We start from the raw sequence: 14,748 nt of genomic DNA, 5'->3' as shown, positions 1-14,748 counted from the left end.
GCCCGCTCCCGCCTTTCGTCGGGCGTGCGTCAAGCTGGCGCGGTGAGGTCGTAGACCGTCACACCGTCCACTGTGGACGACCGGTGGTGCGAGGCCACCCAGTCGGCGATCTGCTGGGCCGCGTCCGAGCCCGTGCTGCCCTGCATCGTCATGCCGTCGCCGAGGAAGTAGTGGATCTTGCCGGCCGCCACGTACTGCTGGAACTGCTCCAGCGTCGGGTACGGGTCCGTGCCGTTGAATCCGCCCACCGCCATCACCGGGGCGCCGCTTGCCAGCTGGTAGCCCGCTGCCGCGTTCGACAGGACCGTTGCCGCCGTCCACGTGTACTTGGACGCGTCTTGTGAAAGCAGCGAAGTGAGCTGGGCGCCCGGCAAGGTCGTCGAAAGCAGTGAACCCGGGCCGCCGCGGCCGCCGAAGCCGCCGCCGAAACGGCCGCCTCCGAAGCCCGATGTGGGCCCCGCCGACGGGATCGCGCCCTCGTGGGTCGTTGCCGCCGTGGCCAGGGTGTACGCGCCCGTGCCCGTCAGCATGGCGACCAGGGCCAAGGCCGCGATCGAAGTGGCCGCCCAGCGGGTCAGGTGCGACGCGAAGAACAGGCCCACCGCCGCCATGAGGCCGCCGATGAGGACTGTCGGGGCCAGCCACGGCTGCCACGTCGAGCCCGAGAGCACCAGGTACGTCGTCAGTGCCGTGAGGGCGACGCCACCGCTCAGCAAGCCGGACGCCGAGGGGCGCGAACGCAGGCGCCACAGCTGGACCGCCGCCGTGCCGACCAGCGCACCTACTGCCGGTGCGAGGGCGACCGTGTAGTACGGGTGGATGATGCCGCCCATGTAGCTGAACACCAGCGCCGTCACCAGCAGCCAGCCGCCCCACAGGAGCAGCGCCGCGCGGGAGCGGTCCGTGCGCGGTGCGCGGCGGGTGAACCAGAGGCCCGCGCAGAGCGCGAGGAACGCCGCGGGCAGCAGCCAGGCGATGCCGCCCGCCATCTCGCTGCCGAACAACCGCGTGAGACCCGTCGAACCCCAGCCGCGGCCACCGCCGCCGCCCACGCTGCCGACCTCGTCGCCGGTGATGCGGCCGAAGCCGTTGTAGCCGAACACCAGCTCCCACAACGAGTTCGTCTGCGACCCGCCGATGTAGGGGCGTGAAGCCACCGGCCACAGCGCGACGACCACGAGGTACCAGCCCGCGGCGACGACCGTCGCCGCCAACGCGCCGAGCAGGTGCAGCAGCCGCTTGCCGAGCGACACCGGCGCGGCGACCAGGTAGGCGAGCGCGAACGCGGGCAGCACGAGGAAGGCCTGCAGCATCTTGGCCAGGAAGCCGAACCCGACGGCGACGCCGGCCAGCGCGAGCCAGCGCGGGCTCGCCTTCTCCAGCGACCGGACCACGCAGTACGCACCGGCGACCAGCAGCAGCACGAGCAGCGCGTCCGGGTTGTTGAACCGGAACATCAGGGCCGCTGCGGGCGTCAAGGCCAGCACCAGGCCCGCGACGAGCCCGGCGGCCGGGCCGGACGTCCGCTTGACCGTCGCGTGCAGCAACCACACCGAGCCGACGCCCATCAGCGCCTGCGGGACCAGGATGCTCCACGCGTTGACGCCGAACAGCCGCGCCGAAAGGCTCATCACCCACAGCGCCGCCGGGGTCTTGTCCACCGTGATCGCGTTGGCCGCGTCGCTCGAGCCGAAGAACAGCGCCTTCCAGCTTTCCGAACCCGCCTGCGCGGCCGCGGAGTAGAACGCGTTCGCCCAGCCGGACGCGCCGAGGTCCCCCAGGTAGAGGACGGCGGTCCCGAGCAGCAGGACGGCGAGCGCGGGACCGTGCCAGGTGCGGCGGGCGGGAACTGCGGGAGGAGCAACGGTTTCGCGGGACGCGAGAGCGGTCATGTGCTCAGCTTCCGGTGCCGAGCTGGGGCCGGGTTGTGCCGATGCTGTGCACGCGCTGTGCGGGCACGGCCACGGGGAGGCGCACCGCGAACTCCGTGCGGCCGGGCCGGCTGTGCACCTCGATCGTGCCGTGGTGGGCGACGACGACCGCGCACGCGATCGCCAGCCCGAGCCCGGTGCTGCCCGCCGTGCGGGAGCGGGACGAGTCGCCGCGGGCGAACCGCTCGAAGACGTCCGGCAGCAGGTCGGGGGCGATGCCGGGACCGTTGTCCGTCACCGTGAGCACGGCGCTGCCGTCGGCCGAGCGGGCCAGCGACGTCACCACCGCGGTGCCCGGCGGCGTGTGCGTGCGGGCGTTGGCCAGCAGGTTCGCCAGCACCTGGTGCAGGCGCTGGACGTCGCCGAGCACCAGCACCGGTTCCGGGGGCAGTTCCAGGAGCCACCGGTGCTCGCGCCCGGCGACCTGGGCGTCGCCGACGGCGTCGGCGACCAGCCGGGTCAGGTCGACTTCGCGCACGTCCAGCGGACGGCCCGCGTCGAGCCGGGCGAGGAGCAGGAGGTCTTCGACGAGCGCGCTCATCCGGACGGCCTCGGACTGGATCCGGCCCATCGAGTGCGCGACGTCCGGCGGCACCAGGGCGCTGCCGCGGGCGGCCAGCTCGGCGTACCCGCGGATCGCGGCCAGGGGGGTCCGCAGCTCGTGGCTGGCGTCCGCGACGAACTGGCGGACGCGCAGTTCGCTCTCGTGCCGCGCGGCCAGCGCCTTCGAGACGTGCCCGAGCATCAGGTTCAGGGCCGAGCCGACCTGGCCGACCTCGGTCCGCGGGTCGGTGTCGGACTCCGGGACGCGGATCGACAGCGCCACTTGGCCGCGGTCGAGCGGCAGTTCGGTGACGCGCCCGGCGGTGGCCGCGACGCGGTCGAGCGGCCGCAGCGTCCGGCGGACCGCGAACGCGCCGAGGAACGCGGTGCCCAGCACGCCCGTGGCGGCCACGCCGAAGAGGATCAGCCCGACGGTGAGGAGGGTGTCGTTGACCGGCTTCATCGGCAGGCCGGTGACGACGACGTCGGACGACCCGGTGACCGGCAGCGCCATCAGCCGGTATTCGCCGAGGTCGGCGAACGAAACGGTGTGCGGCTTGCCGTCGGCCGGCACCGAGAGCATGACGGCCTGCTGGGCCGCGGTGAGCTGCAGGCGTTCGCCGTGCTCGGAGATGCTGTCGTCGTGGACGAGGTCCGGCCCGTCGAAGGTGCCGCTCACCGTGCCGACGTTCTGCCCGAGCGGGTGCTCGCCCGCCTGGCCGTCCGGTTGCGGCTGCGGGCCGCGCTGCTGGCCGGCGTTGCTCGCGAAGGCCTGGGAGCGGCTCGCCGCCGCGGACAGCTGCTGGTCGACCTGGCGGGTGAGGAACAGATCGAGCGCGAACTCGCTGACCACCCCGACGATCAGGCACACCACGGTGAGCAGGACGACCATCGAGCCGGTCAGCTTCGCGCGCAGCGAAAGGCGCCCCCGGCGGGGGTGCGGTGCAACGGTTCGCGCGGCCATGACCAAAGCGTCCGTGCCGGCCGTGTGTGCGGGTTGTGTGCTGCCTGTGAGGCGGCTGTGCGGTGACCGGCCCGTCGCCCGATGTCCGGTTCCTCCGGGTCACAGGAACGGCTGACGGCAGGCACAGTCCGCGCACAGCCGGCGGCTCCACGGTGGATCCCACCGAAGGACCTCGTTAAGGAGCACCACCATGACCACACCGCAGGCACCGTCCACTCCGGACCAGACGTGGGGTGCGGCGCCCGCCCCGGGCACGCCGCCGCGGCCGGCCCGGTCGCCGGGCAAGAAGATCGCGGCCGGCGCCGTCGCGCTGGTGATCGTGGCCGGTGGGGGCGCGGCGGTCTGGGCCGCTTCGTCGTCCTCGTCTTCGACCGGTGCCCAGGCCGGGCCGGGTGGCATGCAGGGCGGCCCGGGCGGGCAGGGCGGCGCGGCGCCGGCCTCCGCGTTGCACGGCGAGTACGTGTCCTCCGACGGGAACGGCGGCTACGTCACGAAGATCATGCAGACGGGCCAGGTCACGGCCCTGAGCGCGACGTCGCTGACCGCGAAGAGCGACGACGGCTTCTCGAAGACGTACACGATCACCTCGGCGCAGGCCACCGGCCTGGCCACGGGCGACACGGTCACGGTGGTGGCGACGGAGTCGGGCGCCACGGCGACGGCGACCTCCGTGACGGACGGCGAGGCCGGCGCGGGACAGGGCCGGCCGCCGGGTGCGCCCGCTCAGACCGGCTGACCCGCGCGGTCCCGGAGGTCAGCGGCGGTCGTAGTCGACCGCGACCTCCGGGGTCGTCGCGCGGGCGCGGCACGTCAGGATGCGGCACGCCGCCACGTCGTCCTCGGTGAGCGCGTACCGGACGTCCATGTCGACCTGGCCGTGCAGCAAAGTCGCCCGGCAGGTGCCGCACGCGCCGCCCGTGCAGGAGTAGGGCACCTCGAGCCCCGCGCGCAGGGCCGCGTCCAGCACCGTCTCGCCCGCCCGTGCCGCCAGGCCCGACGTCGTCCCGCCGAGCGTCACGGCCAGCCGCGCCGGCAGGCCCGCCGGGTCGCGCAGGGGTGCCGCGCCGCGGAAGAGTTCGAAGTGGACGTTCTCCTCCGGGACGTCCGCGTCGGCCAGGGTGCGGCGGACCAGGTCCATCAGGCCGCGCGGCCCGCACAGGAACCACTCGTCGACCTTCGCCGGGTGCAGGCGGTTCTGCAGCAGGGCGCGCAGCCGCGTCCCGTCGAGCCGGCCGCGCTGGTACCGCTCGTGGGAGATCGCGAGCGCCTCGCCGAGCGTGTCGAACTGCCGGGGCCGGTGGGTGTGCAGGTCCGGGTCGCGCTCGTCGGTCCGGTAGTGGACGACGTGCAGCCGGCCGCCGAACCGTTCGGCCAGCGCGCTCAGCTCGCGCGCGAACAACGTCGTCGCGCCGGAGGTGTTCACGTACAACAGCGTCGCCCGGCTGTGCGGTTCCGCGTTCAGCGCGCTGACCAGGATGGACAGCACCGGCGTGATGCCGCTGCCGGCGGCGAGCGCGACGTAGTGGGCCGTCCGCGCCGGGTCCGGTGTGAGCGTGAACCCCCCGGAGGGCGGGAGCACGTCGAGGAAGTCGCCTTCGGCCAGCGCCGTGGTCGCGAAGCCGGAGAACGCGCCGCCCGGCCGTCGCTTCACCGCGATCCGCAGTTCGCCCGCGTCCGCCGGCGCGCAGATCGAGTACGTGCGGCGCACCGGCTGCCCGTCGAGCACCGCGCGGACCGCCACGTGCTGGCCCGGCGTGAACCGGAACTCCGCCGTCAGCTGCGGCGGGACGTAGAAGGTGATCGCGACGGCGTCCGCGGTCAGTGGCCGGATCTCCCGCACCCGCAGGCGGTGGAACCGGCTCGGCCCGAGCGGGGGCGGCTCGGGCGCGGGCTCGGCGTCGCCGAGGTCGTCGGCCAGCCGCCGCCACGCGCGGTACTCGCTCGCCGTCAGCTCGCGACCCCACGCCGTGATGATCGGGACGTCTCGGGCGAGGTAGGCCTCGCGGTTGTCCTTCCACGCGCGCAGGTAGCGGTAGAACGGCACGGCGGGGTGGAGGTGGTGGACCAGGTGGTAGTTCTGGAACAGCATGATCGGCGTCATCAGCCACTCCAGCCCCACGCGCACCCGCGTGGTGCCGTACTTGTCGCGCGGCTGCGCGGCCGGCAGGTCGTGGTGCGGCAGCCAGTCGAACCACCAAGCCAGCAGGGCCAGCCCGAGCCGCTGCGGAAGCACGTACCCGACCAGCAGCTCCCACCCGTGGCCGCTCGCGACGAGCGCGGCGGCCGCGGCGAACGCCAGCGACAGCGCCAGGATCGTCTCCGCGCGCTCCTGCGGCGGCCGGCCGCGGACGTGCGCGGTGTAGAACCGCGCGTACCAGAAGTCGATGGTCAGCCAGCGGAACGGCAGCTGCCACCACGACCCCTGCGACGTCCAGGCGTCCGGGTCGGTGTGCGAGTCGGCGTTGGTGTGGCGGTGGTGTTCGCTGTGGACGAACCGCAGCAGCGGGAAGGACGCGTAGGCGGCGACGAACGGCATCGCCAGCCGGCCGAGCACCTCGTTGACCCAGGTGAGCTTCCCGGCGGCGTGGTGCACCGACTCGTGCACGACCGTGAACATCGTGAACGTGACGAGCGCGTGCAGCGGCACGGTGAACACCGGCGACGCGATCCCGGCCAGCAGCAGCCAGGTCGCGGTGCCCCACACCGCGACGCCGCCCGTGAACAGCAGCAGCGTCGGCACCGACGCGCGGGGGAGCGGGATGCGGGGCGAGGGCACCGGACGGGAGGTCGGCACGCCGGTCGCGGGCGTCGGGGCGTTCCCGGAGCCGCGCGGCGGGGTATCGACGACGGGCATCGAGCGGTCTCCTCGGTCGAGAAGCTCCTGGCCAAGCGGGAGTCACCGTAGACAACTCAGCGGGGTTTGTAAACGTTACGGCAGGCTTCGAAAAAAGGTGTCGGCCAGCGGAACAGAACCCGCGGGTAAGCTCGCGGTGTGAAGGCCGTCACCCACCCGGTCCCGGCGCGGACCCGGGAGAAGCTGCTGGCCGCGGCGGCCGACGTCATCCAGGCGGACGGCTGGGCCGCCGTGACGATGGGCAAGCTGGCCGCGCAGGTCGGCGTGAGCAGGCAGACCGTCTACAACGAACTGGGCTCCAAGGCCGCGCTGGCCAAGGCCCTGATGCTGCGCGAGACCGACCGCTTCGTCGAGCGGGTGAGCGCGGACGTCGCGGCGCACCCCGGCAGCCCGGTCGACGGCGTCACCGCCGCGTTCCGGCACACCCTCGAAGCCGCGCACGCCAACCCGCTGGTGGAGCTCGCGCTCGGCGGTGCGCAGGGCGGCCGCGAGGACTTCCTCCCGCTGCTGACCTCGCAGCCCGAAGCCGTGCTCGGCCGGGCCGTCGAGGCCGTCGCGGCGGTGTTCGCGCGCAGCTACCCCGCCGTCCCGCTGACCCCGTCGGAGTGGGCCGTGGCGGTCGAGGCGTGGGTGCGCCTGCTGCTCTCGCACCTGGTGCAGCCCAGCGGCTCGGCCGAGCACGCGAGCGGGCAGATGCGCTGGGTGATCGGCCGGATGCTCGGGTCGTGACGCCGCAGGTGGCCCCCGCCCCGGCGGCGGAGGCCACTGGCCTAGACTCGGACGTCCCGGTCTGCAGGTGACCAGGGGTAATTTCCGCAGGATTGTCCTACACAATCGTTACCGCTCGAGGAGAAGACCTTGAAGAGCACCGTCGAGCAGCTGAGCCCGACGCGAGTCAAGATCAATGTCGAGGTGCCGTTCGACGAGCTCAAGCCGAACTTCGACCGCGCCTACCGCAAGATCGCCCAGCAGGTGCGCATCCCGGGCTTCCGGCCCGGCAAGGCGCCCGCTCGCGTCCTGGAAAGCCGCATCGGCCGCGGCCCGGTGCTCGACGAGGTCGTCAACGAGGCCATCCCGGCCAAGTACATCGAGGCGGTCCGCGAGAACGAGGTCCGCACCCTCGGCAACCCGGAGTTCGACGTCACGAAGCTCGAAGACCGCGACGTCCTCGAGTTCACCGCCGAGGTGGACGTGCGCCCGGAGATCGAGCTGCCCGACCTGGACGGCTTCACGGTCACGGTCGACGACGTCGAGCTGACCGACGCCGAGGTCGACGAGCAGCTCGACGAGCTGCGCGCCCGGTTCGGCACGCTGACCGGCGTCGAGCGCCCGGCCGAGACCGGCGACTTCGTCTCGATCGACCTCTCGGCCACCGTCGACGGCGAGGCCGTCGAGGAGGCGAGCACCACCGGGCTGTCCTACGAGATCGGCTCCGGCCAGCTCGTCGACGGCATCGACGAGGCGATCGTCGGCGCGAACGCGGGCGAGACCAAGACGTTCACCACCCAGCTCGTCGCCGGTGAGCACGCCGGCAAGGACGCCGAGGTGACGGTGACCGTCCAGTCGGTCAAGCAGCGCGAGCTGCCCGAGGCGGACGACGAGTTCGCCCAGATGGCGAGCGAGTTCGACACGATCGAAGAGCTGAAGGGCGACCTTCGCGAGCGCCTCGGCCGCGTCAAGAAGATGCAGCAGGGTGTCCAGGCCCGCGACAAGGTGCTCGACGAGCTCCTGGAGCGCACCGAGGTGCCGATCCCGGAGAAGGTCCTCGACGCCGAGATCGAGAACCGCAAGCACGACGCGATCCACCCGTTCGACCACGACGAGGCCCAGTTCGCGCAGGCCCTCGAGGCCGAAGGCCGCACGGTCGAGGAGTTCGACGCCGAGACCCGCACCGAGTCGGAGAAGGCCGTCCGCACGCAGCTGCTGCTGGACACCATCGCCGACAAGGAAGAGGTGTCGGTCAACGACGGCGAGCTGACCGAGCGGATCATCTACCAGGCCCAGCGCTTCGGGATCAGCCCGGACGAGTACGTCCAGCGCGCCCAGCAGTCCGGCCAGCTGACCGCGATCTACGCCGACGTGCGCCGCGGCAAGGCGCTCGCCTCCGTGGTCCGCAAGGCCACCGTCACCGACGGCTCGGGTGCCGAGGTCGACCTCTCCGAGCTCTTCGGCGGCGACGAGCCGGCCGGCGACGACGCAACCCAGGAGACGCAGGTCACCGACGAGACGGCGAAGACTCCGGCGGAGTGAAGCTGTGAGCGAACTTGGGCGGTGTCGGGCATTCCGCACCGCCCGAGTTCGTTAGGGTCGGATACAAGATCTCAAGCATCTGAAACGACAGCGGCGGCCGTCAGCACCGGGTCGCCGCCGGCGAAAAGGCAGGCAGACGTGACGCAGCACACGCCCGAGGCGCGGACCGGCACCGCAGGGCTCAACCTCACCGACTCGGTGTTCGAGCGGTTGCTCCAGGAGCGCATCGTCGTCCTCGGTTCCGAGGTCAACGACGAGGTCGCCAACCGGATCACCGCGCAGCTGTTGCTGCTCGACGCGGACGACGCCGAGTCCGACATCCGCTTCTACATCAACTCGCCGGGTGGCTCGGTCACCGCCGGGTTCGCGATCTACGACACCATGCAGCTGATCCGCCCGGACGTCGCGACCTATGCGATGGGCATGGCGGCCTCGATGGGGCAGTTCCTGCTCTCCTCGGGCACGCCGGGCAAGCGCTACGCGCTGCCGCACGCGCGCATCCTGATGCACCAGCCGTCGGCCGGTGTCGGCGGCACGGCGTCGGACATCGCGATCCAGGCGGACCTGTTCAACAAGTGGAAGCAGGAGCTGGCCCGGATCACCGCGGACCAGACCGGCCAGACGGTCGAGCAGATCATCAAGGACGGCGACCGCGACCGCTGGTTCACCGCTCAGGAAGCGAAGGACTACGGGTTCGTCGACCACGTCCTCACCGCCGACATCGCCCGTCCGGGCTCGAACTGAGCGCGAAGCACACAGGAGACTCGATCATGAGCAACTTCAGGCTCCCGGGTGACTTCCAGGCCCCGAGCACCCCCCAGTCGCGGTACATCCTGCCGTCGTACGTGGAGCGGACCAGCTACGGCGTCAAGGAGTCGAACCCGTACAACAAGCTGTACGAAGAGCGGGTCATCTTCCTCGGCGTGCAGGTGGACGACGCGTCGGCCAACGACGTGATGGCCCAGCTGCTGCACCTCGAGCACGAGGACCCGGACCGCGACATCCTGGTCTACATCAACTCGCCGGGCGGCTCGTTCACCTCGCTGATGGCGATCTACGACACCATGCAGTTCGTCCGCCCGGACATCCAGACGTACTGCCTCGGCCAGGCCGCCTCGGCCGCCGCGGTGCTGCTGTCGGCCGGCACGCCGGGCAAGCGCTACGCGCTGCCCAACTCGCGCGTGCTGATCCACCAGCCCGCCACCGAGGGCACCTACGGCCAGGTCTCCGACCTGGAGATCCAGGCCAACGAGATCCAGCGGGTGCGGCGCCAGATGGAGGTCATCCTGGCCAAGCACACGAACAAGGACCCCGACCAGATCCGGGCCGACATCGAGCGGGACAAGATCCTGACCGCCGAGGAGGCCAAGGCGTACGGCATCATCGACGAGGTGCTGCCCTACCGGAAGGCATCGGCTCTTTAGATCCGCCAGGCCGGTGTGTGTCGAGGAGACGACATACACCGGCACTCTGGTTTAGGGTCGTCCTCTGACGTGCTCCCGGCGCCTGTGGGTGTTCCCGCCCACGGCATCGGACGGGTACCGTCAGTGGCAATGTGTGAGGCTCCGCTCGGCCGTCCGCGGCCGGGGGTCGCACCGTCGCAACACACGTCAGGCGCGGAAAACCCGCGCCGGAGGGGACGAGGTCAACGGCCATGGCACGGATCGGTGACGGCGGAGACCTGCTGAAGTGTTCTTTCTGCGGGAAGAGCCAGAAGCAGGTGAAGAAGCTCATTGCCGGCCCCGGGGTCTACATCTGCGATGAGTGCATCGACCTCTGCAATGAGATCATCGAGGAGGAGCTGGCCGAGGCCGGCGACGTCAAGCTCGACGAGCTGCCCAAGCCCGCCGACATCCACGAGTTCCTCGAGCAGTACATCATCGGCCAGGACGACGCCAAGCGGACCCTCGCGGTAGCGGTCTACAACCACTACAAGCGGATCCAGGCGGACGACAAGGCCGGGCCGAAGGACTCCAAGGAGGAGTCGGTCGAGCTCGCCAAGTCGAACATCCTGATGCTCGGCCCCACCGGGTGCGGCAAGACCTACCTCGCGCAGACGCTGGCGAAGCTGCTGAACGTCCCCTTCGCGATCGCGGACGCCACGGCGCTGACCGAGGCCGGGTACGTCGGCGAAGACGTCGAGAACATCCTGCTCAAGCTCATCCAGGCGGCGGACTACGACGTCAAGCGGGCCGAGACCGGGATCATCTACATCGACGAGGTCGACAAGATCGCCCGGAAGAGTGAGAACCCGTCGATCACCCGCGACGTGTCGGGTGAGGGCGTGCAGCAGGCGCTGCTGAAGATCCTCGAGGGCACCACCGCTTCGGTCCCGCCGCAGGGCGGCCGCAAGCACCCGCACCAGGAGTTCATCCAGATCGACACGACGAACGTGCTGTTCATCGTGGCCGGCGCGTTCGCCGGGCTGGAGAAGATCATCAACGAGCGGGTCGGCAAGCGCGGCCTCGGCTTCGGCGCGGAGATCCGCACGAAGTCCGAGATCGAGGAGAGCGACGTCTTCTCCGACACCATGCCCGAGGACCTGATCAAGTTCGGGCTGATCCCGGAGTTCATCGGCCGGCTCCCGGTCGTGGCGACGGTGAACCACCTGGACAAGGACTCGCTGGTCAACATCCTGACCCAGCCCCGCAACGCCCTGGTGAAGCAGTACAAGAAGCTCTTCGAGATGGACAACGTCGAGCTCGAGTTCACCAAGACCGCGCTCGAGGCCATCGCGGACCAGGCGGTCCTGCGCGGCACCGGCGCCCGCGGGCTGCGCGCCATCATGGAAGAAGTGCTCCAGCCGGTGATGTACGACATCCCGAGCCGCGACGACGTGGCGAAGGTCGTCATCACCGAGCAGACGGTCCGGGAGAACGTGAACCCGACGATCGTCGCCCGGCAGCCGACGCGGCGCACGCGCAGCGAGCGCGGCGAGAAGTCGGCCTGATCCGGGTCGTCTCCGGGCCACCCCGGGCCCGGAGACCCGACAGGAAAGCTGAATGACTGCTGACTCTATCCCGGGTTCCGGGGGCGCCGCCCCCGCCGGTGGCGTGCAGGCTCCGCCGCCACCGGAACCGGCGCTGGTGCAGGTCGGCCCGGTCCTCGGGTTCCGCGAGCTGAGCGAACGCGTCATCGCGTCCGTGTTCGACCGGTACCCGTGGCTGAACCGGGTGCTGATGGGCGTGCTGGCGGTGTGCACCGGGACGTGCGTCGTGGCCGTCGTGGCCCGGTTGTCGCCGTTGCCGCTGCTCCCGGTGCCCCTGTTCCTCCTCGCGGGCTACTCCTTGTGGCGGGCCCGCGGTGTCTCCGAGCGGCGGTCGCTGTTCAACTGGGTGCTGCTGTTCGCCATCGCGACGATGGTCGGCTTCTGGCTGATCTCCGTCGTCGGGCGCTGGGTGGAGTAGCACCCGCCGTTCGGCCTGTTTGCGCGTGGACGCCCCTGGGTAAGAGAACCCCGTGGTGAATGCCCTCGGTCCGTTCCGGCATCCCGCGTTGTTCTACAGTGGTGACTCCGAGTATCTCGACGGTGTCATTCCGTTCATCCTGGCCGGCCTCGACCTGGGCCAGCCCGTGGCGGTCGGCGTCCCCGGGCGGGACCTGCGGCTCGTCGAGAAGGCCCTGGAAGACCGGGCCGGCGAAGTCCGGCTGTTCGACATGGCCCGCGTGGGCCGCAACCCCGGAGCGATCCTGCCGTCGGCGGTGTTCGCGTTCGCCGGCGAGCACGAGGGCCCGGTGCGGGTCGTGGTCCAGCCGGTCTGGGCGGGCCGCAGTGAGGCCGAGTACCCGGCGTGCGTGCTGCACGAGGCCCTCGTCAACGCCGCTTTCGCGGGCCGCGACCTGACGGTGCTCTGCCCCTACGACGTCGCGGTGCTCGCCCCGGACGTGCTGGCCGACGCCGAGCGCACCCATCCCGAGGTGTGGGGCCCGGCCGGGCCGTTCGTCAGCCCCCGCTTCGACCCGGAAGGCGCCCGCGCGGACGTCACGCGGCCGCTGGTGCCGCCACCGGCCGCGGTCGAGCGGGGGTTCGACATCGCGCAGCTGGCGTCGCTGCGCGGGTTCGCGGAGATCTGGGCCGCCCGCCACGGCCTGCGCCGCCCCCGGCGTGACGACTTCGCGCTGGCGATCGCCGAGCTGACGACGAACAGCGTGCTCTACGGCGGCGGCACCGGTGTGCTCCGGCTGTGGGCCGACGACCGGCAGGTGGTCGGCGAGGTGACGGACGCGGGCACGATCTCGGAGCCGCTGGCCGGCCGGATCCCGCCGTCGGCGGCCACCCTGGGCGGCCGCGGGCTGCTGCTGGTGAACCGGCTGGCGGACCTGGTCCGCACGTACTGGGTCCCGGGCCGCACCACGACCCGGGTCCACTTCAGCTGCTGAGCCGCTCCCGCGCCGGACCTCGTCAGTCCTTGCGGGGCACGTGCTTGCCCAGGAAGCTGACCAGGCTCGGCACCACCGTCCGGTTGAACGGGTCGCCGTGCTTGCCGTGCGCGGTGTGGGCGACCGCCGGGTGCGCGGCGTCGATGTAGCGGCGGACGCCCGTGATGAACGGGTCCTCCGTACCGCAGTAGATCGCGTTGGCCACGCTCTTCGTCTCGTCGATGTGGCGCAGCGGGTCCAGCGCCGTCCAGTCGTTCAGGCCGGTGAAGATGTGCCGCTTGGCCATCTCCTGCCAGGACAGGATCAGCGCCGGGGCCAGGGTCGCGACCGCGGCCGGCGGCTGGCGGCGCTCCACCCGGCGGCGGGTGTACACCAGCGCCCCGAACCCGCCCATCGACACGCCCGTGCAGGCGAACGGCTGCCCGGTGTCGCCGGCGAACCCGCGGGCCTTCAGCCACTGGGGGACCTCTTCCAGCAGCATCGCCATCGGGTCGTCGCCCCGGTGGACCTCGTGCCAGTAGTTGTCACCGCCGTCGACGGCCACCAGGCCGTACGCCGGGACCGCCTTGCGGGCGACGTCGCTGGCGAGCTGCTTGAGCGTGCCGGTCGGGGCCGCGTTGCGGGCGTTGCCGTGCAGGCCGTGCAGCATCAGCGACATCGGGAGCCCCTTGGGCGGGGTCTTCGACGGCAGGATGAACACCAGGTCGACCATCCGGCCGCGGGCCTGGGAGTACACGCGTTCGACGCGGGTGCTGCCGAGCTGCGTCGTCGGGTTCGACGACGTCACGCCCAGCGTGCGCTGCAGGGCCTGGCTGAAGGGCAGCTTGCCGGTGGCCGTGCCGACGGCCAGGCCGGTCACGGCCAGCCCGGAGGCGCCCGCGACCAGCACGGACCGGCGCGACAGCCAGCGCCGCGCGTCCCGGACCTTGGCCGCCCCGACCGTCTCCGGGATCAAGGGCTCGCCCGGCCCCGGTGGCCGGACCTCCTCGCGGTCCCCGTCTTGCTCGTTCACCTGTCTCCGTCCCCCGCCTGCCACTCTCAAAGGACGCCGCGCACCCGCTCCGCGTTCCCCTCACGTCCCTCTCCGCCGGGTTAGTCGTTCCCACCCTGCCCGGCGTTTCGGGTTCTCGCTCGCCAAGTGGCCTTCGCGGCCTCCGTCGAGCGTTCCGCCCTGTCCACAGTGTCCCCGAGACCCACCGCGAGGGTGATCCCCAGGGGTATCAAAATGTGGTCGATGCCCTGTTCGTCGGGCCCGAAGTGGCCGGACGCCTCCAGGGTGACGAAGCCGTGCAGGGCGCTCCACAGCTGCGCGGCGGCCTGGTACTTGTCCGCGGGCCGGAACCGGCCGGACTCGATGGCCCGCTCGGTCGCCCGGACGATGTGCTCGAAGGCCTCCAGGCCCTCCTGCGCGGCCTCGCGGCCCTCCTCGGTGGTCAGGTCCGACAGCGTCGCGCGCTTGCCGCCGGGGGCCGACTGGCCGAAGGTCACCGCGAACAGCTGCGGCTGCTCGGCGACGGCCTGCCGGTAGGTGCGGGCCATGCTGAAGATGTCCGCCACCGGGTCGCCGGTCTCGCCGACCCCGGCCAGCCACGCGCTGAGCTTGCGGAACCCGGCCCGCGCCACCTCGTCGACCAGCGCGGCCATGCCCCCGAAGTGGGTGTACACGGCCATCGTCGAGACGCCGACCTCCGCGGCCAGCTTGCGGGCTTGCAGCGATTCCGGTCCGCCGTCGTCGAGCAGCCGGATGGCGGCCTCGACGAGCCGGTCCTTGACGTCGTTCGCGCGGGGCTTCGGGCTCATGCTTGCCAGTGTCTCATAACCCTGTT

The 14,748-nt window shown here is 71.6% G+C and carries 13 protein-coding genes; 8 read left to right on the top strand and 5 right to left on the bottom strand.

All coding sequences use genetic code 11. The annotated features are described in order from the left end of the window. Positions 1–29: 29 nt before the first annotated feature. On the bottom strand, positions 30–1,892 hold the full coding sequence (locus ACYVLJ_RS36000) for an ArnT family glycosyltransferase (protein WP_460442045.1): 1,863 nt from the start codon (positions 1,890–1,892) through the stop codon (positions 30–32). 4 nt (positions 1,893–1,896) lie between these two features. Further along, on the bottom strand, positions 1,897–3,438 hold the full coding sequence (locus tag ACYVLJ_RS35995) for a sensor histidine kinase (RefSeq protein ID WP_460442044.1): 1,542 nt from the start codon (positions 3,436–3,438) through the stop codon (positions 1,897–1,899). A gap of 190 nt (positions 3,439–3,628) precedes the next feature. Here ACYVLJ_RS35995 and ACYVLJ_RS35990 point away from each other — a divergent pair, with 190 nt between their 5' ends. Beyond that, a complete protein-coding gene (locus ACYVLJ_RS35990) occupies positions 3,629–4,174 on the top strand; it encodes a hypothetical protein (protein ID WP_460442043.1) in 546 nt (181 codons plus the stop codon). 18 nt (positions 4,175–4,192) lie between these two features. On the opposite strand, the gene ACYVLJ_RS35985 is transcribed toward ACYVLJ_RS35990, so the two are convergent. Beyond that, positions 4,193–6,292 (bottom strand): fatty acid desaturase, encoded by a 2,100-nt coding sequence (locus ACYVLJ_RS35985; RefSeq protein WP_460442042.1) that lies wholly within the window; start codon positions 6,290–6,292, stop codon positions 4,193–4,195. 138 nt (positions 6,293–6,430) lie between these two features. Here ACYVLJ_RS35985 and ACYVLJ_RS35980 point away from each other — a divergent pair, with 138 nt between their 5' ends. From ACYVLJ_RS35980 to ACYVLJ_RS35950, 7 genes are all read left to right on the top strand, one after another. Next, positions 6,431–7,021, top strand: a complete 591-nt coding sequence (locus ACYVLJ_RS35980) for a TetR family transcriptional regulator (RefSeq protein ID WP_451978455.1) — start codon at positions 6,431–6,433, stop codon at positions 7,019–7,021. Positions 7,022–7,150: 129 nt separating this feature from the next. After that, positions 7,151–8,542, top strand: a complete 1,392-nt coding sequence (gene tig / locus ACYVLJ_RS35975) for a trigger factor (RefSeq protein ID WP_451978457.1) — start codon at positions 7,151–7,153, stop codon at positions 8,540–8,542. Between the two features lie 138 nt (positions 8,543–8,680). Beyond that, entirely contained in the window at positions 8,681–9,286 is a 606-nt protein-coding gene (locus tag ACYVLJ_RS35970; RefSeq protein ID WP_364455898.1) for a ClpP family protease, read from the top strand. Between the two features lie 26 nt (positions 9,287–9,312). Further along, positions 9,313–9,966 (top strand): ATP-dependent Clp protease proteolytic subunit, encoded by a 654-nt coding sequence (locus ACYVLJ_RS35965; RefSeq protein WP_364455899.1) that lies wholly within the window; start codon positions 9,313–9,315, stop codon positions 9,964–9,966. A 230-nt stretch (positions 9,967–10,196) separates the two neighbouring features. Then, positions 10,197–11,492: an ATP-dependent Clp protease ATP-binding subunit ClpX gene (gene clpX / locus ACYVLJ_RS35960; RefSeq protein ID WP_364455901.1), complete on the top strand. Its 1,296-nt coding sequence runs from the start codon at positions 10,197–10,199 to the stop codon at positions 11,490–11,492. Positions 11,493–11,544: 52 nt separating this feature from the next. After that, a complete protein-coding gene (locus ACYVLJ_RS35955) occupies positions 11,545–11,949 on the top strand; it encodes a hypothetical protein (protein WP_460442041.1) in 405 nt (134 codons plus the stop codon). A 52-nt stretch (positions 11,950–12,001) separates the two neighbouring features. Continuing rightward, positions 12,002–12,922 carry an anti-sigma factor RsbA family regulatory protein gene (locus ACYVLJ_RS35950; RefSeq protein WP_460442040.1) on the top strand — a complete coding sequence of 307 codons (921 nt, stop codon included), beginning with the start codon at positions 12,002–12,004 and terminating at the stop codon, positions 12,920–12,922. Positions 12,923–12,944: 22 nt separating this feature from the next. Here the strand turns inward: ACYVLJ_RS35950 and ACYVLJ_RS35945 are convergent, their stop codons facing one another. Continuing rightward, positions 12,945–13,877: an alpha/beta hydrolase gene (locus ACYVLJ_RS35945; protein WP_451979028.1), complete on the bottom strand. Its 933-nt coding sequence runs from the start codon at positions 13,875–13,877 to the stop codon at positions 12,945–12,947. A gap of 137 nt (positions 13,878–14,014) precedes the next feature. Then, positions 14,015–14,722: a TetR/AcrR family transcriptional regulator gene (locus tag ACYVLJ_RS35940; protein ID WP_460442039.1), complete on the bottom strand. Its 708-nt coding sequence runs from the start codon at positions 14,720–14,722 to the stop codon at positions 14,015–14,017. Between the last annotated feature and the right edge of the window lie 26 nt (positions 14,723–14,748).

It is taken from the genome of Amycolatopsis stemonae (genome assembly GCF_054781455.1).
The sequence above is the reverse complement of the archived record's forward strand: the minus strand, read 5'-3'. Positions and strand labels throughout refer to the sequence as shown.